General features: G+C 64.1%; 20 protein-coding genes and 1 riboswitch. Of the genes, 16 read left to right on the top strand and 4 right to left on the bottom strand.

Annotated elements, in window-relative coordinates:
• Nucleotides 1–15: 15 nt before the first annotated feature.
• A complete protein-coding gene (locus BPHY_RS14130; RefSeq protein ID WP_244257821.1) occupies nucleotides 16–693 on the top strand; it encodes a flagellar basal body L-ring protein FlgH in 678 nt (225 codons plus the stop codon).
• A gap of 59 nt (nucleotides 694–752) precedes the next feature.
• Here BPHY_RS14130 and BPHY_RS14125 read toward each other — a convergent pair whose 3' ends face one another.
• The 4 genes from BPHY_RS14125 to BPHY_RS14110 form a co-directional block, all read right to left on the bottom strand.
• Nucleotides 753–1,499, bottom strand: a complete 747-nt coding sequence (locus BPHY_RS14125) for a response regulator (protein ID WP_012402148.1) — start codon at nucleotides 1,497–1,499, stop codon at nucleotides 753–755.
• Between the two features lie 235 nt (nucleotides 1,500–1,734).
• On the bottom strand, nucleotides 1,735–2,313 hold the full coding sequence (locus BPHY_RS14120; protein ID WP_041764064.1) for a hypothetical protein: 579 nt from the start codon (nucleotides 2,311–2,313) through the stop codon (nucleotides 1,735–1,737).
• Between the two features lie 54 nt (nucleotides 2,314–2,367).
• On the bottom strand, nucleotides 2,368–2,862 hold the full coding sequence (locus tag BPHY_RS14115) for a hypothetical protein (protein WP_012402146.1): 495 nt from the start codon (nucleotides 2,860–2,862) through the stop codon (nucleotides 2,368–2,370).
• Nucleotides 2,863–3,223: 361 nt separating this feature from the next.
• The gene (locus BPHY_RS14110) at nucleotides 3,224–4,957 is read right to left on the bottom strand and encodes an ABC transporter ATP-binding protein/permease (RefSeq protein ID WP_012402145.1); all 1,734 of its coding nucleotides are present in this window, start codon (nucleotides 4,955–4,957) and stop codon (nucleotides 3,224–3,226) included.
• Between the two features lie 313 nt (nucleotides 4,958–5,270).
• Nucleotides 5,271–5,381, top strand: a riboswitch (TPP riboswitch).
• 231 nt (nucleotides 5,382–5,612) lie between these two features.
• Here BPHY_RS14110 and BPHY_RS14105 point away from each other — a divergent pair.
• The 15 genes from BPHY_RS14105 to hisG all read left to right on the top strand — a co-directional run bounded on the left by BPHY_RS14105 (nucleotide 5,613) and on the right by hisG (nucleotide 17,714).
• The gene (locus BPHY_RS14105) at nucleotides 5,613–6,773 is read left to right on the top strand and encodes an FAD-dependent oxidoreductase (protein ID WP_012402144.1); all 1,161 of its coding nucleotides are present in this window, start codon (nucleotides 5,613–5,615) and stop codon (nucleotides 6,771–6,773) included.
• Between the two features lie 10 nt (nucleotides 6,774–6,783).
• The gene (gene thiS, locus BPHY_RS14100) at nucleotides 6,784–6,981 is read left to right on the top strand and encodes a sulfur carrier protein ThiS (RefSeq protein ID WP_012402143.1); all 198 of its coding nucleotides are present in this window, start codon (nucleotides 6,784–6,786) and stop codon (nucleotides 6,979–6,981) included.
• 42 nt (nucleotides 6,982–7,023) lie between these two features.
• A complete protein-coding gene (locus BPHY_RS14095; protein ID WP_012402142.1) occupies nucleotides 7,024–7,848 on the top strand; it encodes a thiazole synthase in 825 nt (274 codons plus the stop codon).
• A complete protein-coding gene (thiE, locus tag BPHY_RS39435; RefSeq protein WP_012402141.1) occupies nucleotides 7,845–8,972 on the top strand; it encodes a thiamine phosphate synthase in 1,128 nt (375 codons plus the stop codon). The genes BPHY_RS14095 and thiE overlap by 4 nt, the downstream gene beginning before the upstream one ends.
• Nucleotides 8,973–9,049: 77 nt before the next feature.
• A complete protein-coding gene (locus BPHY_RS14085; protein ID WP_012402140.1) occupies nucleotides 9,050–9,871 on the top strand; it encodes an ABC transporter ATP-binding protein in 822 nt (273 codons plus the stop codon).
• On the top strand, nucleotides 9,868–10,635 hold the full coding sequence (mlaE, locus tag BPHY_RS14080; protein WP_012402139.1) for a lipid asymmetry maintenance ABC transporter permease subunit MlaE: 768 nt from the start codon (nucleotides 9,868–9,870) through the stop codon (nucleotides 10,633–10,635). Before BPHY_RS14085 ends, mlaE begins: the two co-directional genes overlap by 4 nt.
• A gap of 78 nt (nucleotides 10,636–10,713) precedes the next feature.
• Complete coding sequence (mlaD, locus tag BPHY_RS14075) at nucleotides 10,714–11,268, top strand: outer membrane lipid asymmetry maintenance protein MlaD (RefSeq protein ID WP_012402138.1); 555 nt, start codon at nucleotides 10,714–10,716, stop codon at nucleotides 11,266–11,268.
• Between the two features lie 13 nt (nucleotides 11,269–11,281).
• The gene (locus BPHY_RS14070) at nucleotides 11,282–12,229 is read left to right on the top strand and encodes an MlaA family lipoprotein (protein WP_012402137.1); all 948 of its coding nucleotides are present in this window, start codon (nucleotides 11,282–11,284) and stop codon (nucleotides 12,227–12,229) included.
• A 139-nt stretch (nucleotides 12,230–12,368) separates the two neighbouring features.
• Nucleotides 12,369–12,998: an MlaC/ttg2D family ABC transporter substrate-binding protein gene (locus tag BPHY_RS14065; protein ID WP_012402136.1), complete on the top strand. Its 630-nt coding sequence runs from the start codon at nucleotides 12,369–12,371 to the stop codon at nucleotides 12,996–12,998.
• A complete protein-coding gene (locus BPHY_RS14060) occupies nucleotides 12,995–13,300 on the top strand; it encodes an STAS domain-containing protein (protein ID WP_012402135.1) in 306 nt (101 codons plus the stop codon). The genes BPHY_RS14065 and BPHY_RS14060 overlap by 4 nt, the downstream gene beginning before the upstream one ends.
• A gap of 288 nt (nucleotides 13,301–13,588) precedes the next feature.
• Complete coding sequence (locus tag BPHY_RS14055; protein ID WP_012402134.1) at nucleotides 13,589–14,515, top strand: ABC transporter ATP-binding protein; 927 nt, start codon at nucleotides 13,589–13,591, stop codon at nucleotides 14,513–14,515.
• Nucleotides 14,512–15,267 carry an ABC transporter permease gene (locus BPHY_RS14050; RefSeq protein ID WP_012402133.1) on the top strand — a complete coding sequence of 252 codons (756 nt, stop codon included), beginning with the start codon at nucleotides 14,512–14,514 and terminating at the stop codon, nucleotides 15,265–15,267. The genes BPHY_RS14055 and BPHY_RS14050 overlap by 4 nt, the downstream gene beginning before the upstream one ends.
• Nucleotides 15,268–15,277: 10 nt before the next feature.
• Complete coding sequence (locus BPHY_RS14045) at nucleotides 15,278–15,517, top strand: BolA family protein (RefSeq protein WP_012402132.1); 240 nt, start codon at nucleotides 15,278–15,280, stop codon at nucleotides 15,515–15,517.
• A 239-nt stretch (nucleotides 15,518–15,756) separates the two neighbouring features.
• Nucleotides 15,757–17,019, top strand: a complete 1,263-nt coding sequence (murA, locus tag BPHY_RS14040; protein WP_012402131.1) for a UDP-N-acetylglucosamine 1-carboxyvinyltransferase — start codon at nucleotides 15,757–15,759, stop codon at nucleotides 17,017–17,019.
• Entirely contained in the window at nucleotides 17,016–17,714 is a 699-nt protein-coding gene (gene hisG / locus BPHY_RS14035) for an ATP phosphoribosyltransferase (protein WP_012402130.1), read from the top strand. Before murA ends, hisG begins: the two co-directional genes overlap by 4 nt.
• Nucleotides 17,715–17,755: the final 41 nt, after the last annotated feature.

Raw genomic sequence — 17,755 nt, 5'->3', positions numbered from 1 at the left:
CACCTCATGAACGCCATGCACATGCCGCGCACCGTAGCCGTGCTGACGGGCACCATCGCCTTCTACGTGCTCGCCGGCTGCGGCAGCACCAAAGATTCGATCGTCGACACGCCGATGCTGCCGCCACTCGCGAGCGCGCCGATCAACGTCAACACGCAGGGCTCGATCTATCAGGCGGGGCAGAGCCTGTTGCTGTACGAGACGCCGCGTGCGCAGCATATCGGCGACGTGCTGACGATCCGGCTCTCCGAGTCGTACACCGGCTCGAACAGCGCGAACGCGCAGGCAAGCCGTGCGAGCGACATCACCGCCGAGGCCGCCGACAAATCGACGGGCACGGCAGCGCGTCTGGCGCGGCTCTTCAATATCGGCTCGGCGAGCACCACGTTCAAGGGGCAGGGATCGATCGCCGACACGAGCGGCATGACGGGCACGCTTGCCGTCACGGTGATCGGCACGATGCCGACGGGCAATCTGGTCGTATCCGGCGAGAAGCTGATTTCGATGGGTGGCAACCGTGACCGGCTGCGGCTGTCGGGCATCGTGAACCCGAAGGACATCGAGACGGGCAATTACGTCGCGTCGAGCAAGGTGGCGAACGCGCGCATCGAGCAGGCGGGCCAGGGCATGCTGGCCGATTCCACGACGCTTGGCTGGCTGCAGCGCATGTTCATGAGCGTGTTGACGTTCTGATCCTGTGCGCGGGGTTCGATGGCCCGCGCCTTGTTCTTAATGTCGCGGCCTGCGTCGCGTCAGAGATTCGCGACGGGTGCGTCGTATCGTTCCGCTGCGCCGATCTCGCCGTCCGGCACGAACACATAGCCTTTGCCCCATACCGTCTGCACGTAGCGCGGCTCGGACGGATCGACTTCGATCAGCCGGCGCAGACGCCAGATGGACACGTCGAGGCTGCGATTGCGATGCGTATCGGTGCTGCCGTGCAGCTTTTCGAGGAGCTGCGCGCGCGTGAGCACCGTCATCGCGTGGGAGACGAACACCTTGAGCATCGCGAATTCGCTGGAGCGCAGCGCAATGCGTTCGCCGTCGCGGCGCAGTTCGCGCGCGGGGAAATTCACTTCGAAGCGGCCGAAGCGATATGGCGCGCGATTTTCAGGCGCGCCCGGCGCCGCGCTTTCACGGCGGCGCAGCACGCTGCGAATGCGCGCGACGAGCTCGCTCGGATCGAACGGTTTGCCGAGGTAGTCATCCGCGCCGAGTTCGAGGCCGATCACGCGATCGATCACATCCGCGCGTGCGGTGAGCAGGATCACGGGAATGCTGTCGCCCGCGAGGCGCAGCGCGCGGAGTGCGCTGATGCCGTCGAGCTCCGGCATCATGATGTCGAGCACGACGAGGGCAGGCCGCTCGAGCTGAAGTGCCTGCTGCAAAGCCATGCCATTCTCGAGCACGGATACCGTGAAGCCCCGGCCTTGCAGATAGTCGCGCACGATGTCGCGGACGACGGGGTCGTCGTCGACGACCATAATGGATGAGTTCATCCTCGCGATAGTAGTGATTTGGCACTTCACGCGGAAGGTTGGGGTGCTTTCCAAATCTTTCGGGAGTAAGAGGTGCGTTTCTTTTTGTCTGCGGCTGGCATCCGCGATTTGCTGCTGGTTTGCTTGGGCAACGGCAAATCGCAAATGCCAGCGACAAAGATGCCGGCGACAAAGATGCCAGACAAAGATGCCGCTGCAAGGACCCAGGCGAAGAGCGCGTTAGCGAAAGAAAAGATCAGTTGCCAAGGGCAGAAGTCTGAATAGTCTCAGGTGAGAGATCGAGCTGGTTAACTACCATTTTGTCGATCAATCCATCGAGCTTGACGGAAGCGCTGGAAAACCGATCGACCCCCAGCCCACCCGTCTGATACCGCGCGGTAACGAGAATTTTGCCATGCTGGATCAGCGTCAGATCGATCATCGAAAGATACTGGGTGGCTTCATCGCTGAACGAGCGTCGGCCATAGTCGACCGACGCGTTATACACGAGTCGCGCCTCGCACCCGGCTGGCGACGTGCCGGGGTTGTAGACGTCGGAGCGAATCCCGCGCTTGTCGAGCGCGAGTTGCAGCGCGGGTACGAAGTCGCCGACGGACACCAGCTGGTTCACCTCGATGCACACGGTGCGGATCTTCGCAGGCCGTCCGTTGATGAAGGTCGGCGACGAATAGTTCGACGCGATCGCATAACCCGCCTGGATCACGGAGCCCGTCGCGTCGGCGGCCGTGATCAGCGTCCAGGCGCAACCGCCCAGCGACAGCAGACACAGCGCCGCGAGCACGAACCTCAGGGCCCACGCGAGACAGGGGGTGATCACGATGCGCTCGGGAACAGGTTGTCGAAAAAGCGTCGTCTGGAGGACGTACGCTTAGCGCGCGATGCGCAGACGCAGTTCGTTCTGGCCTTGCACACTCGCCGTGACGCTCACGCGGCGGTCAGCTGTCTTCACGATGAAGTGCTGGCGTGTCGGCGTGTTGAGATCGTGCACGACGTTCGGAAAACACGCGGCGATATCCGCGCCGATTTCTTCGAGCGGATCGTTGACGAAGCCGTCGGCTTCCCAGTGCGCGCGCCAGTGGCAGTCGTACGAATGCGAGTTGGCGCGGCAGTCTTCGATCTGATCGACACCGGGCAGCTTCGCATCCGGTTCGTCGCGCAGTTTCTTGAAGTCAGCGGACGACACGATGTGCGACAGTGCCGGGCAGACGTCGGCGGGTTCCACCTGCTTCATGGGCGCGGTCTGCGCGGCGTTCGCGGCCGTCGCGAACAGCAGCGCGGCCGTGGCCGTCAGCGCGGCATTGCGGGAGCGGGCGAGGTTGAGAGACAGGCGGGAAAGCGAAGGGAGGCGGCGGTCGAGTGACATGGCAGGTATTTCCAGTGACGTTGAATGTGCGTCGCGGGCTTCGCCAAGGGAGCGTTTGGCCCACGATGCAATCGTCGCTGGAATGTCCCGCGCGCAAAGCACGGAACAGCGCATGCGCTCCGAAAGTGCTTTCGAACTGTTCGAGAATCTTTCCAGATGTTGCGCCCGTCATTGACGCGTAAGCGCTGCGCGGGCGTCGCTTGCCTGTGTATGAAGGCGTCGGGATCGGTCGGGCCGCTCTCATTCCGCATCCGTGCAACGCCTGGGGGGCCGACCACGCCCCGGGCGGGCGCGGCCTCTCTGCAAAAGTCCGCGCCCGTCGCGGGCATCGCGCATTCGACCCGCGTGAGCGTCGCGTCGCTCAGGCCGCTTCGCGCTCGATTGCGCGTTCGATGAAAAGCGTCTGGTCGTGGAATGCTTCGAGCGTCTTGCGATGCGCGACGCTGACGATGGCCGCGTTCGGCAGGCGCTCGAGCAGCACGCCGTAGATGTTGCTCTCGTTGTCGGGGTCGAGCGCGCTCGTCGCCTCGTCGAGGAACAGGAAGTCGGGTTGCTGCAACAACGCGCGTGCGGCCGCGAGACGTTGCTGCTCGCCCGGCGACAGCGAGCGCTCCCAATGAGCCGATTCGCCGAGCCGGTCCGCGAACTCGGATAGACGGCAGACGCCGAGCACTTCGCGACACATGTCGTCGGAAAACGCGGACGCATCCGACGGATAACAGAGCGCGGCCTTCAGCGTGCCGATGGGCAGATAGCTGCGCTGCGGGATGAACAGCAGCTTCGCGCCGGCGGGCATTTCGATCGTGCCTTCGCCGAACGGCCACAGGCCCGCGAGCGTGCGCATCAGCGTGCTCTTGCCCGCGCCCGACGGCCCGCGCACGAGCCAGCGCGACTTCGGCGCGATGCGGAACGAGCCGACGTTCGCCAGCGCTTCGCCATCTGGACGCTGCAGGCGCAGGTCCGTCACGTCGATCGAAACTGTGTCCGTCAGATGCACGTTGATGCCGCCGTGCGCCGTACCTTCGACGACCGATTCATGCAGATGCTGCGAGCGCATCACGCGATGGAATTCCCGCAGACGGTTGACGGTGGCGCGCCACTCGGCGAGCGAATCGTAATTGTTGATGAACCAGGAAAACGAATCGCTGACGGTGCCGAAGGCGCCCGTCACCTGCTGGTACACGCCGAGCGAAATCGACTTCGAGAAATACTTCGGCGCAGCGGCGATGTATGGAAACACGATAGCCAGCTGCGAGTAACTGATCACGACGATATTGAAGCGCCGCGTGAAGCGCATGATCAGACGCCAGTTGTCGCGGATGTGTCCGAACACGCCCTTGAGCGCCTGCTCTTCCGAATGCTCGCCCTGATACAGCGCGATCTGGTCGGCGTTTTCGCGGATGCGGATCAGCGAAAAACGGAAGTCGGCTTCCACGCGCTGCTGCTGGTAGTTGATCGATACGAGGGGATGATTGACCTTGTGCGTGACCCACGAGCCGAGCGCCGCGTAAATCAGCGCGGCCCATACCATGTAGCCCGGAATCGAGAACTCCGTACCGAACATGTGGAACGCCAGCGCGCCCGACAGGTTCCACAGGATCACGATGAACGAGAACAGGGTGACGGTGGTCGACAGCAGCCCGAGCGACAGATTCAGCGTGGCGCTGGCCAGCCCTTGCAGGTCGGCGGACACCCGCTGGTCGGGGTTGTCGGCGAGACTGTCGCGCTCGATCCGGTAATACGCGCGGTCGCCGAGCCAGTCGTGCAGATAGCGGTCGGTGAGCCACTGCCGCCAGCGGAACTCGAGCATCTGGCGGAAGTAGGTGCGGTACGAACCGAGCAGGATCAGCGCGAGCGCGATGACCGTGAACTGCAGCAGCGAGTACTTGAAGACGGGGTAGTTGTATTGCTGGATTGCGTCGAAGAAGGTGCGCTGCCAGCTGTTGAACCAGACGTTGGCCGCGACCATCGTCATGTTCATCGCGATGACGAGCGCGAGCAGCCCCCGTGCCTTCCATCGATCCTCGGACACCCAGTAGGGCTTGATGAGGCCCCACGCGGTGATGTCCGACGGATTGTTCGAGTTGTCGATCATAAGCGTCCTTTCATACGGTCGGCCCGGGCGGCGCGATGCACTGCGTAGCCGCTTTGCGCTGCTGCATGCCTGCGAGTTCGTGGCCCGGGCTGCGATTGTTTCGGCAGCGACTTAATCTGAACTTAAACGGACGTTTTGCCGCACCTGCTACCCGCCGTCCCAACCCGACAGCGGCCCTGCAACGGTGCGGCATTCCGTCCGCATTGACGCGTGCCATTGTGCCAGAGCCAACGGGAACGTCGCCAAAATCAGCCGGCGCCGATTGTGGTCTGCCCGGGTTTGCGGCGCGCGCGGCTTTTATGGTCTAATGGTCCAGACGAAACAGGGGTGCTTCGTGCGCGGGCAGTCGTCGCGGCGAGGCTGAGAGAGACCCTTCGCACCCGATCCGGGTAATACCGGCGCGGGAAGTTTTCGGGAAGTTTTTCCTGGAAGTTCTCCTTCCGCCGGGGCGGCGCTCCGTTGCATCGTGAGCGCCCATGCCCGGCCGGCCTTGCCCGCCGGTTTCGTCCTTGGGTACGAGCGCACTTCTGCCGTACGGAAAGGATTCGATGACCGTTCATTCTTCAGTTATTTGCGTCATTGCTGCTGGCTTCGCTGGCCGTTTCGCCGCGGGCGTGCGGTTGGCGGCATCCGGGGTTGGCTTCGGAGCCGCGCGATGAGGACATCTGCTCAACCGGATTTCGCCGTGATCGGCGGCGGGCTGTGCGGGCGTCTCGTCGCGTGGCAGCTCGCAGGCGAAGGGCATCGCGTGGCGCTGTACGAACGCGGCGACGCTGCCGGTTCGAATGCGGCCGCCTGGGTCGCGGCCGCGATGCTCGCGCCGCTCGCCGAGGCTGCCAGCGCCGAGCTGCTGATTACGCGTCTGGGCGCGGCGTCGCTGGACACGTGGCCGGCGCTGCTCGCACAGTTGCCCGAGCCCGTGTTCTTCCAGCGCAACGGTTCCCTGATCGTCTGGCATCACAGCGATCGCGCCGAAGCGCCGCTGTTCGAGCGACGCTTGCGCGCGAACGCGCCTGCCGACCTGCTCGACGGCGGACTGGTGCCGCTTGCGGGCGCGCAAGTCGGCGCGTCCGAACCGTCGCTTGCGGGCCGCTTCGCGCAAGGCTGGCTGCTGCCGCACGAAGGCCAGCTCGACAATCGTCAGGTGCTGTCGGCACTGGCCGCCGGGCTTGTCCAGCGCGGCGTCGAGGCGCACTGGAACGCGACTGTCGACGACCACGCGATGCCGCCAGCCAGGATCACGATCGACTGCCGCGGACTTGGCGCCAAACCGGCGATGCCGACGCTGCGCGGCATCCGCGGCGAAGTGGCGCGTGTGCACGCGCCGGGCATCGGCCTGTCGCGGCCGGTGCGCTTGCTGCATCCGCGCTATCCGCTGTATATCGCGCCGAAGCAAAACGATCTGTATGTGATCGGCGCGACGGAAGTGGAGGGCGAGGACATGTCACCCGTCAGCGTGCGCTCGGCGCTCGAATTGCTGAGCGCGGCGTTCTCGGTGCATCCGGGTTTCGGCGAGGCACGCATTCTCGAACTGAACTCGCAGTGCCGGCCGACGCTGCCCGACCACCGTCCCGTGCTGCTGTGGGACGGCGCGGGCACGTTGCGCGTGAATGGCCTGTACCGGCACGGTTACATGATCGCGCCCGAAGTCGCGGGCGAAGCCGTGCGTTTCGCGTCTGCGCTGCTCGATGGCCGCGTCGCCGATGCCGACGCTTTTGCCGACTGGCGGCACAACGCGCGCTGGAGCGAGCTGTTCCGGCTCGACGACGCGCACGATCGGGCACAGACCCGGCCCGCCGCCACTTTCAACGTTTGAGCACACGGACATGGATATCCAGATCAACCAGAAGCCGCTGTCGCTGCCCGAAGGCGCGACCGTCGCCGACGCGCTCAGCGCGTTCGGCGCGCGGCCGCCGTTCGCCGTCGCGCTGAACGGCAATTTCGTCGCGCGCGCGCAGCATGCGGCGCGCGCGTTGCAGGCGGGCGACCGGCTCGACGTCGTGCATCCCGTCGCGGGCGGCTGAGGCCGGACCTCGCGACGCACTGTCACTGACAAGGAATCACACATGAACTCACACGCGAACGCTCCCGTCGACGCGCTCACGCTTTACGGCCAAACCTTCCAGAGCCGCGTGCTGCTCGGCACGTCGCGCTATCCGTCGTTGCAGTCGCTGTCCGATTCGATCGCGGCATCGAAGCCGGGAATGGTGACCGTCGCGCTGCGCCGGCAGATGAGCGAAGGCGGCGCGGAAGCCGGCTTCTTCGATCTGCTCAAGCGTCACGGCGTGCCGCTGTTGCCGAACACGGCCGGCTGCCAGACGGTGGGGGAGGCGGTCACGACGGCGCATATGGCGCGCGAAGTCTTCGAAACCGACTGGATCAAGCTCGAGCTGATCGGCGATGACTACACGCTGCAGCCAGACCCCGTCGGTCTGATCGAAGCGGCGGCGCAACTCGTCAAGGACGGCTTCAAGGTGCTGCCGTATTGCACGGAAGACCTCGTGATCGGCCGGCGTCTGCTCGACGCGGGCTGCGAGGCGCTGATGCCGTGGGGCGCGCCCATCGGCACGGGCAAGGGCGTCGTGAACCCGTATGGACTGCGCGTGCTGCGCGAGCGTCTGCCCGATGTGCCGCTGATCGTCGATGCCGGGCTCGGCGTGCCGTCGCATGCCTGCCAGGTGATGGAATGGGGCTTCGACGGCGTGCTGCTGAATACGGCCGTCTCGCAGGCCACGCACCCCGAAACGATGGCGCGCGCCTTCGCGATAGGTGTCGAAGCGGGCCGCGAGGCTTATCTGGCCGGCCCGATGGCCGAACGTGAAACTGCCCATGCGAGCACGCCCGTCGTCGGCATGCCGTTCTGGCATCAGGATGGGAGCGCAGCAGCATGACGCAAGCGTTGAAACTGTCGGGCCGCGATCTTTTCTGGCCGCCCGCCGACGAACTGACGGAAGCGGCCGAGCGCATTCGCGCGCGCCTCGGCGACTGGCCGCCGACGCACGTCGAATGGCGCATCTGCCTGACGGCGCCCGACGACGCGAATGGCGGCGACCTGATCGTCTTCACCGATCTGAAGCAGAACGACGCCCAACATCTCGAGCAGATCGCGCGCTGGGTCGCGCACGGTGCGGGCGTGATCGAAGCGGCGGAGGGCCGCGCGGTGCTGCACCTGGGCGGCGTGCGCTATCAGCTGGAAGGCCATCTCGCCGAGGACTGGATCCCGGCGCTGGCGGCGTTCCTCGATTGCGGCTTCGATCCGCATGATGCGCTGACGCTCGCGCTCGCGTGGCGCGACGGCGACGAGATGAAGTCCGAGGATGCATGGCCGTGCGATCTGTCGCGCTTTCCGCGTGTGGCCGGTCTTCCCGACGCACCGGCACAACCGTTTGCGGCCTGCCCGGATGCGCTCGGCCTGTACGCCGTGCTGCCGACGGCGGAGTGGGTCGAACGCGTGGCCGGCTTCGGCGTGAAGACGGTGCAATTGCGCCACAAGGCGGCCGACGCCGGACTGCAACGCGAGATCGCGCGCTCGGTCGCGGCGGGCCGCGAGCACGACGCGCACGTATTCATCAACGATCACTGGCAGGCGGCGATCGACGCGGGCGCGTATGGCGTGCACCTCGGCCAGGAAGACGTGCATACCGCCGATCTACATGCTCTGTCGGCTGCAGGCGTCCGTCTGGGGCTGTCGACGCATGGCTACTACGAAATGCTGACTGCGCTGCACTTCCGTCCGAGCTACATTGCGCTCGGTGCGGTGTTTCCGACCACCACGAAGGTGATGCCGACCGCGCCGCAAGGCCTCGTGCGGCTTACACGCTACGTGAGGCTGCTGGATGGCGTCGTGCCGCTCGTGGCGATCGGCGGCATCAGCGGCGATGTGCTCGCGCGCGTGCTGGCGACGGGCGTGAAGAGCGCAGCTGTGGTTCGCGCGATCACCGAGGCCGCTGATCCCGCTTCCGCCACCGCGGCGCTACAAAACGTATTTTTGCAAGAAAAAGTTTTGAAAAGTTAAATCGTTAGCGTCGTCAAGGCAGGGTTTGCACGAAGGCCCTATAATTCGGCCTTCCGTGTAAAAGGACTGACAGCTTCGTGCCATCCTCTTCCGAGACCCTCCTTGAACTGCGCGACGTCGATTTCGGCTACGGCGAGCGGCTCGTCCTGTCGAATCTGAACCTGCGCTTCAAACGCGGGCAGGTGGTCGCGGTCATGGGCGGCTCGGGGTGCGGCAAGACCACCGTGCTGCGCCTGATCGGCGGGCTGGTGCGCGCGCAGCGCGGCCAGGTCCTGTTCCACGGCCAGGACATCGGCGCCCAGACGCGCGACGGCCTGTACGTGTTGCGCCGCAAGATGGGCATGCTGTTCCAGTTTGGTGCGCTCTTTACCGACATGTCGGTGTTCGAGAACGTCGCCTTTGCGCTGCGCGAGCACACCGACCTCCCCGAAGAATTGATCCGCGACCTCGTGCTGATGAAGCTCAACGCGGTCGGCCTGCGCGGTGCGCGCGACCTCGCGCCGTCGGAGATTTCGGGTGGCATGGCGCGCCGCGTGGCGCTAGCCCGCGCAATCGCGCTCGATCCCGAACTCATGATGTACGACGAGCCGTTTGCCGGTCTCGACCCCATTTCGCTCGGCATCACGGCGAACCTGATCCGCGCGCTCAACACTGCGCTCGGTGCGACTTCGATTCTGGTCACGCACGACGTGCCCGAATCGTTCGCCATTGCCGACTACGTGTACTTCCTCGCCAATGGCGGCGTGCTCGCCGAGGGCACGCCGGCCGAATTGCGCGCGTCGATGGATCCGACGGTGCGCCAGTTCATCGACGGCACGCCCGATGGCCCGTTCAAATTTCACTATCCGAGCAACACGTCGCTGGCGGCGGACTTCGGCATCGGCGGAGGCCGCGCATGATCAGCACCATCGGTCGTTCCGTCATCTGCGGGCTCGGGCAGACGGGGTATGCGGCGCGCATGTTCTTGCGCCTCGTGCTGGAATTTTTTCCTCTGCTGCGCCGTCCGCGTCTCGTTACGAAGCAGATCCACTTCGTCGGTAACTATTCGCTGGTGATCATCGCGGTGTCGGGGCTGTTCGTCGGCTTCGTGCTCGGACTGCAAGGCTATTACACGCTCAACCGCTACGGCTCCGAACAGGCGCTGGGCTTGCTGGTCGCGCTGTCGCTGGTGCGCGAACTCGGGCCCGTGGTGACGGCGCTGCTGTTCGCCGGCCGCGCGGGCACGTCGCTCACGGCCGAGATCGGCCTGATGAAGGCGGGCGAACAACTCACGGCAATGGAAATGATGGCCGTCGACCCGTTGAAGGTGGTCGTCGCACCGCGCATGTGGGCGGGCATCATCGCGATGCCGGTTCTCGCCGCCATCTTCAGCGCAGTGGGCGTGATCGGCGGCTATATCGTGGGCGTCCTGATGATCGGCGTCGACGCTGGTGCGTTCTGGTCGCAGATGCAGGGCGGTGTCGATGCTTATCGTGACGTCGGCAACGGCGTGATCAAAAGCATCGTGTTCGGCTTCGCGGTGACGTTCATCGCGCTCTACCAGGGCTACGAAGCGAAGCCCACGCCGGAAGGCGTGTCGCGCGCGACGACGAAGACGGTCGTCTACGCATCGCTCGCCGTGCTCGGTCTGGATTTCCTGCTGACCGCGCTGATGTTCAGCTAGGCGGCGCCGCACCGAACCCTGCGCGCCGCGCCGCGCAGGCAGTGCGCCGCTGCGGCATAGATTCTCTTTGGGATGACGATGAAAAAAACTGCTCTCGATTTCTGGGTAGGTCTGTTCGTGGTGCTCGGCTTCATCGCGTTGCTGTTCCTCGCGCTGAAGGCGGGCAACATGAGCTCGCTGTCTTTTCAGGCGACGTACCCGGTCAAGCTGAAATTCGACAATATCGGCGGCCTCAAGGTGCGTGCGCCCGTGAAGAGCGCGGGCGTGACGGTGGGGCGCGTGGGGGCGATCGGCTTCGACAGCAATTCGTATCAGGCGCTCGTGACACTTGATCTCGACAAGCAATATCAGTTTCCGAAAGACACGTCGGCGAAGATTCTGACGTCGGGCCTGTTGGGTGAGCAGTACATCGGTCTGGAGCCGGGTGGCGACAGCGAAATGCTGAAAGCCGGCGACACGATCTCGATGACCCAATCGGCCATCGTCCTGGAGAATCTGATCGGGCAGTTCTTGTACAACAAGGCGGCGGATTCCGGGGCTGCCAAATCCGGTGCACCCGCTGCGGCGCCCGAGCCTGCAGCACCGGCTCCCGCAGCGCCTGCTGCGGCCGTTTCGGGTGCATCCGGGCAATAAGGAGAGAACAACAATGATGACGACACGCTTACGTGTCGCGGGGATCGCGCTGGCTGTGGCAACGTTTGCCGGTTGTGCAACCGTTCAGAACCCGACGAAAGAAGACCCCATCGAGGGCTTTAACCGTACGATCTTCACGTTCAACGACACCGTCGATAAATACGCGCTGAAGCCCGTCGCGAAGGGCTACGTGTTTGTCACGCCGCAGCCGGTGCGCGATAGCGTGACGAACTTCTTTTCGAACATCGGCGACGTGTACATCGCCGCGAACAACCTGCTGCAACTGAAGATCGCCGACGGGGTGTCGGACATCATGCGGATCGTGATCAACACGATCTTCGGTGTCGGCGGACTGTTCGATGTCGCGACGATCGCGAAGCTGCCGAAGCACGACAACGACCTCGGTCTGACGCTGGGTCACTATGGCGTGCCGCCGGGGCCGTATCTGGTGCTGCCACTGTTTGGGCCGAGCACGGTGCGCGACGGCGTCGGCATGGTCGGCAACTACTTCATCAACCCGCTCACGTATGTGCAGCCGGACAGCTTGAGCTGGGCGCTGTATGGCCTGAACGTGGTCAACACGCGTGCGAACCTGCTGAGTGCGAGCGACGTGCTGGAAGGTGCAGCCCTCGACAAGTATTCGTTCGTGCGTAACGCATATCTGCAACGCCGTCGCTATCTGCTGACGGGTGGCACTGCGTCGACGGCGCTGCCGGACTATGGCAGCGAAGCGCCGCTGCCGAAATACGAAGATGTCGACGGTGGCGCTGCCGCGACGCCCGCATCGCCGGCTGCGGCGTCGGCGCCCGAAGCGGCGTCGGGTGCGACGTCGAGCGGTGCAACGGGTGGCGCGGCGGGTGCTGCGCAACCGGCATCGGACACGAATGCACCGCCGACCGTTCCGGGCGGCCAGATCGTGCCCCCTGCGCACTTCGGCTACCCGTCGCTGAAACTGCGTTAACGGCATGTCAAATGCGGGAAATGTATCTGTGTGCCGTAACACTCGGATACGAATCTCGCAGTTTCGGCGTGGATTGCGTCTGAACTCGCGTGATATTGTCGCCTCCAACGCTAAGCTTATTTTTTTTGCAGGACTGGAAATGAAAAAATTCTTCTTCATCCCGTTTATGGCAGCGCTGTTTGCGTTCGGTAGCGCGGCGTCCGCGCAAACCGTGGATACCAGCAATCCCGACGTGATGGTCAAGACGGTCACGCAGCAGGTGATCGACGCCGTGCGTGCCGACAAGACCATCCAGACAGGCAACATCGGCGCCGTCACGAAACTCGTGAACGAGAAGATTCTCCCGTACACGGACTTCCGCCGTACGACGCAACTCGCGATGGGCCGCAACTGGCGTAGCGCGACGCCCGAGCAGCAGAACGCCGTCGTCGAGCAGTTCAAGACGCTGCTGATCCGCACGTATTCGGGCGCGCTGGCGCAGGTCAAGGATCAGCAGATCGAATACAAGCCGTTCCGTGCAAATCCGGAAGATACCGACGTGGTGGTGCGTTCGGTGGTGATGAACAACGGCTCGCCCGTCGAACTCGATTACCGTCTGTACAAGACCCCGCAAGGCTGGCGCGTGTATGACCTGAACGTGCTCGGCGCATGGCTGATCCAGGCGTACCAGCAGCAGTTCAACGAGCAGATCCAGAAGAGCGGCGTCGACGGTCTGATCCAGTTCCTGACGGCACGCAACCAGCAACTCGCGGGCGGCAAGCAGTCGTGAATAACATTGCAAGCGCGCCGGTGACGCCGCCCACCCATTCATTCGAAACGGGCGCCACGCTGACCCACGCGAGCGCGAAAGCCGCGCTCGCGGCAGGGCTCGCGCGCATCGGCAGCGGCGCGACGGCAGTCGACTGCGCGCCGCTCACGCAATTCGATTCGTCCGCGCTGGCGGTGCTCCTCGCATGGCAGCGCGCGGCGAGCGCACGCGGCACGCCGCTCGCCATCGTCAACCTTCCTGCCGGGCTATCCAGCCTCGCGCAAGCCTACGGCGTCGATACCCTCCTCAGCGCACGACATTGACGCTCATCTGACAGCTCGCGCGTCAGTGAGCGTCGCGCCGCATTGGGCGGTTCGCGCCGCAGCACACGTCCTCCCAGGCAACGCAAGTCGGCCGATTCGACTTTTGCCCTATAATCAAACGTTTTTTGGCGCCTGGTCGTTTCGTTTTCGCATCCCGTAAACGGTTGTAGCGGTGACAGCAGCAGCGCAAGCGGTCTGCAGCGCCCGGCCCCAATTCCGTTTCCCCCATGCTTTCGCGCCCTTGCCGGGCGATCTATCAGGCGCCGCCCACGTCGACGGCGCACAGTCATGTCAGCGATTGAAATTCGTAACGTCAAAAAGCGCTACAAGGATCTGCAGGCGCTTAAAGGCGTCAGCTTCACCGTCGAACAAGGCGAGTTTTTCGGGCTGCTCGGTCCGAATGGCGCGGGCAAGACGACGCTCATCAGCATCCTCGCCGGTCTCGCGCGCGCCGATGAAGGCAGCATCACGGTTCACGGCCACCATGTCGTCGACGATTTCCGTCTTGCGCGCCGCGCGCTCGGCGTCGTGCCGCAGGAACTCGTATTCGATCCGTTCTTCACGGTGCGCGAAACGCTGCGCATCCAGTCGGGCTACTTCGGTTTGCGCAAGAACGACGACTGGATCGACGAAGTGATGGCCAATCTCGATCTCACCGAAAAAGCCGACGCGAACATGCGCGCGCTGTCGGGCGGGATGAAGCGCCGCGTGCTGGTCGCACAGGCGCTCGTGCATCGGCCGCCCGTGATCGTGCTCGACGAGCCGACGGCGGGCGTTGACGTCGAACTCCGGCAGACGCTGTGGAAATTCATCTCGCGTCTGAACCGCGAAGGCCACACGATCGTGCTGACCACGCATTACCTCGAAGAAGCCGAATCGCTGTGCGATCGCATCGCGATGCTGCGGCGAGGTGAAGTCGTTGCGCTTGAGCGCACGAGCACGCTGCTCGAACGCTTTGCGGGCACACAGCTGTTCGTCCGTTTCGCGCAGGGCGTGCTGCCCGCCGAACTGCGGCCGCTCGAAGTCGACCCCGGCAACGTCAACGGACGCCAGCATCTGCTGCGCCTCACGAGTTACGACGACGTCGAGCGCATTCTTGCGCAGTGCCGCGCGGCGGGCTGCACGTTCGACGAAATCGAGGTGCGCAAGGCCGACCTCGAAGATGTTTTCCTGCAGGTGATGAGCGGGCCGGAAGTGGTCGAGGGATTGGCATGAGCGGTTTTCGTACCCTGTTCTACAAAGAGCTGCTGCGCTTCTGGAAGGTCGCGTTCCAGACGGTGCTCGCACCCGTGATCACCGCGCTGCTGTATCTGACGATCTTCGGCCACGCGCTGCGCGATCACGTGCAGGTCTATCCAGGCGTGCAGTACACGAGCTTCCTCGTGCCCGGCCTCGTGATGATGAGCGTGCTCCAGAATGCGTTCGCGAACAGCTCGTCGTCGCTGATTCAATCGAAGATCACGGGCAACCTCGTGTTCGTGCTGTTGCCGCCGTTGTCGCACTACGAGATGTACGCGGCTTATGTGCTTGCAGCCGTCGTGCGCGGGCTGTGCGTCGGGCTGGGCGTATTCATCGTGACCGTGTGGTTCATTCCGATGAGCTTCACGGCCCCGCTCTACATCATCGCGTTCGCCGTGCTGGGCTCGGCGATTCTCGGCACGCTCGGCGTGATCGCCGGCATCTGGGCGGAGAAGTTCGACCAGCTCGCCGCGTTCCAGAATTTTCTGATCATGCCGCTCACGTTCCTTTCGGGCGTGTTCTACTCGACACATACGCTGCCGTCCGGCTGGCGCGAGGTTTCGCGGCTCAATCCGTTTTTCTACATGATCGACGGCTTTCGCTATGGCTTCTTCGGCATGTCGGATATCGATCCGCTGCGGAGCCTTTTGATTGTCGGCGGTTTCTTCGTCGTGCTGGCCGTGCTGGCGATGCGCATGCTCGCGTCCGGCTACAAGCTGCGTCACTAGGAGCACTGAAATGCTACCCACACCCGAACAGGTCAAGAACTACATCGCGGCGGGCCTTCCTTGCGAGCATCTCGAAGTGGAAGGCGACGGCCAGCATTTTTTCGCGACCATCGTGTCGACGAATTTCGAAGGCAAGCGCCTGATTCAACGGCATCAACTCGTGTACGCGGCGCTTGGCGACCGCATGCGCGAAGAAATCCACGCGCTCAGCATGAAGACGCTGACGCCGACTGAATGGCAAAGCGCCTGACTTGCGCATAAAGGTCACGCATCAGACATGCTGTCTTCGGGGGACGGCGCTCATAAACTGGCTGCAGGAAGAGCGGAAAAACAAGCTGCACAATAAGCTTCAGACGTAGCTGCAAACTGGCTGGAACATCAGTGCGTATCACACAAGACACACAAGAGAGCCGCGACGCCGCGCATGGCGCCGCAGCAACCGCCCACAAGACGCCCGTTGGCGGACGGGCAGACCAGGAACAAACAGGCATGGACAAACTCGTGATTGAAGGCGGGCAGAAGCTCGCTGGTGAGATCGTTGTTTCGGGTGCGAAGAACGCGGCGCTGCCGATCCTTTGCGCAGGCTTGTTGAGCGCGGAGCCCGTGCATCTCGACAACGTGCCCGATCTGCAGGACGTGCGCACCACGCTCAAACTGCTTGGTCAGATGGGCGTGCGCACGGAAAGCGCAGACGGCAAGGTGTCGCTCGACGCGTCGAAGGTCGACAATCTCGTCGCGCCGTACGAACTCGTAAAGACAATGCGCGCGTCGATTCTCGTGCTCGGTCCGCTCGTCGCGCGTTTCGGCGAGGCGAAGGTTTCGCTGCCGGGCGGCTGCGCGATCGGCGCGCGCCCGGTGGATCAGCACATCAAGGGCCTGCAGGCGATGGGCGCCGAGATCAATATCGAGCACGGCTTCATCGAAGCGCGCGCGAAGCGTCTGAAAGGCGCGCGCATCATCACCGACATGATCACCGTCACGGGCACGGAAAACCTGCTGATGGCAGCGGTGCTGGCGGACGGCGAAACGATCATCGAGAACGCCGCGCGCGAGCCGGAAGTCGGCGATCTGGCGAGTCTGCTCGTTTCGATGGGCGCGAAGATCGAGGGCATCGGCACCGATCGTCTCGTCATCCAGGGCGTCGACAAGCTGCACGGCGCGAAGCACACGGTCGTGCCTGATCGCATCGAAGCGGGCACCTTCCTGTGCGCGGTCGCGGCGGCAGGCGGCGACGTGACGCTGCGTCACGTGCGCCCGCAGATTCTCGAAGCCGTGACGGACAAGCTGCGCGACGCCGGCGTGACAATTGAAGAAGGCGACGACTGGATGCGCGTGCGCATGAACCAGCGTCCGAAGGCCGTGTCGTTCCGCACATCGGAATACCCGGCGTTCCCGACCGACATGCAGGCGCAATTCATGGCGCTCAACACGCTCGCGGAAGGCACGTCGCAAGTCGTCGAAACGATCTTCGAAAACCGCTTCATGCACGTGCAGGAACTGAACCGTCTCGGCGCGAACATCACGATCGACGGCAAGACGGCGCTCGTCAACGGCGTCGAAAAGCTGTCGGGTGCGAAGGTGATGGCGACCGACCTGCGCGCGTCGGCGAGCCTCGTGATCGCGGGTCTGTGCGCGGACGGCGAAACGCTGATCGACCGCATCTATCATCTCGATCGCGGCTACGACCGGATGGAATCGAAACTCACCGCAGTCGGCGCGAAGGTGCGCCGCATCAAGGGTAATCAGGCATGAGCGAATTGCCGCAAACGTCGTCGTCGCCCGCAGCCGGCAAGCCGCTGACGCTCGCGCTGTCGAAGGGCCGCATTTTCGAGGAAACGGTGCCGCTGCTCGCCGCAGCCGGCATCGAAGTGACGGAAGACCCGGAAACGTCGCGCAAGCTGATCCTGCCGACCAACGATCCCAACGTGCGAGTCATCATCGTGCGCGCCACCGACGTGCCCACGTACGTCGAATACGGCGCCGCCGATTTCGGCGTCGCCGGCAAGGACGTGCTGATCGAGCATGGCGGCGGCGGCCTGTATCAGCCGATCGATCTGGATATCGCGCGCTGCCGGATGTCAGTGGCCGTGGCGGCCGGTTTCGACTACGCGAACGCGGTGCGCCAGGGTGCGCGGCTGCGCATCGCGACCAAGTACGTCGAAACCGCGCGCGAGCACTTTGCATCGAAGGGCGTGCACGTCGATCTGATCAAGCTGTATGGATCGATGGAACTCGCGCCATTGGTTGGGCTCGCCGACGCGATCGTCGACCTGGTCAGCTCGGGCGGCACGCTGCGCGCCAACAATCTTGTCGAGGTCGAAGAGATCATGCAGATTTCGTCGCGCCTCGTCGTGAACCAGGCGGCGCTGAAGTTGAAGCGCGCCGCGCTGGCACCCATTCTCGACGCGTTTCAGCGCGCGTCGCAACGCACTGGCGCAACGGCCTGACGAACGGGAACACTGCGCGGCGCGACGCGCGCGCCTTACCG

The organism is Paraburkholderia phymatum STM815, assembly GCF_000020045.1.
Classification (GTDB): Bacteria; Pseudomonadota; Gammaproteobacteria; order Burkholderiales; family Burkholderiaceae; genus Paraburkholderia; species Paraburkholderia phymatum.
The sequence above is the reverse complement of the archived record's forward strand: the minus strand, read 5'-3'. Positions and strand labels throughout refer to the sequence as shown.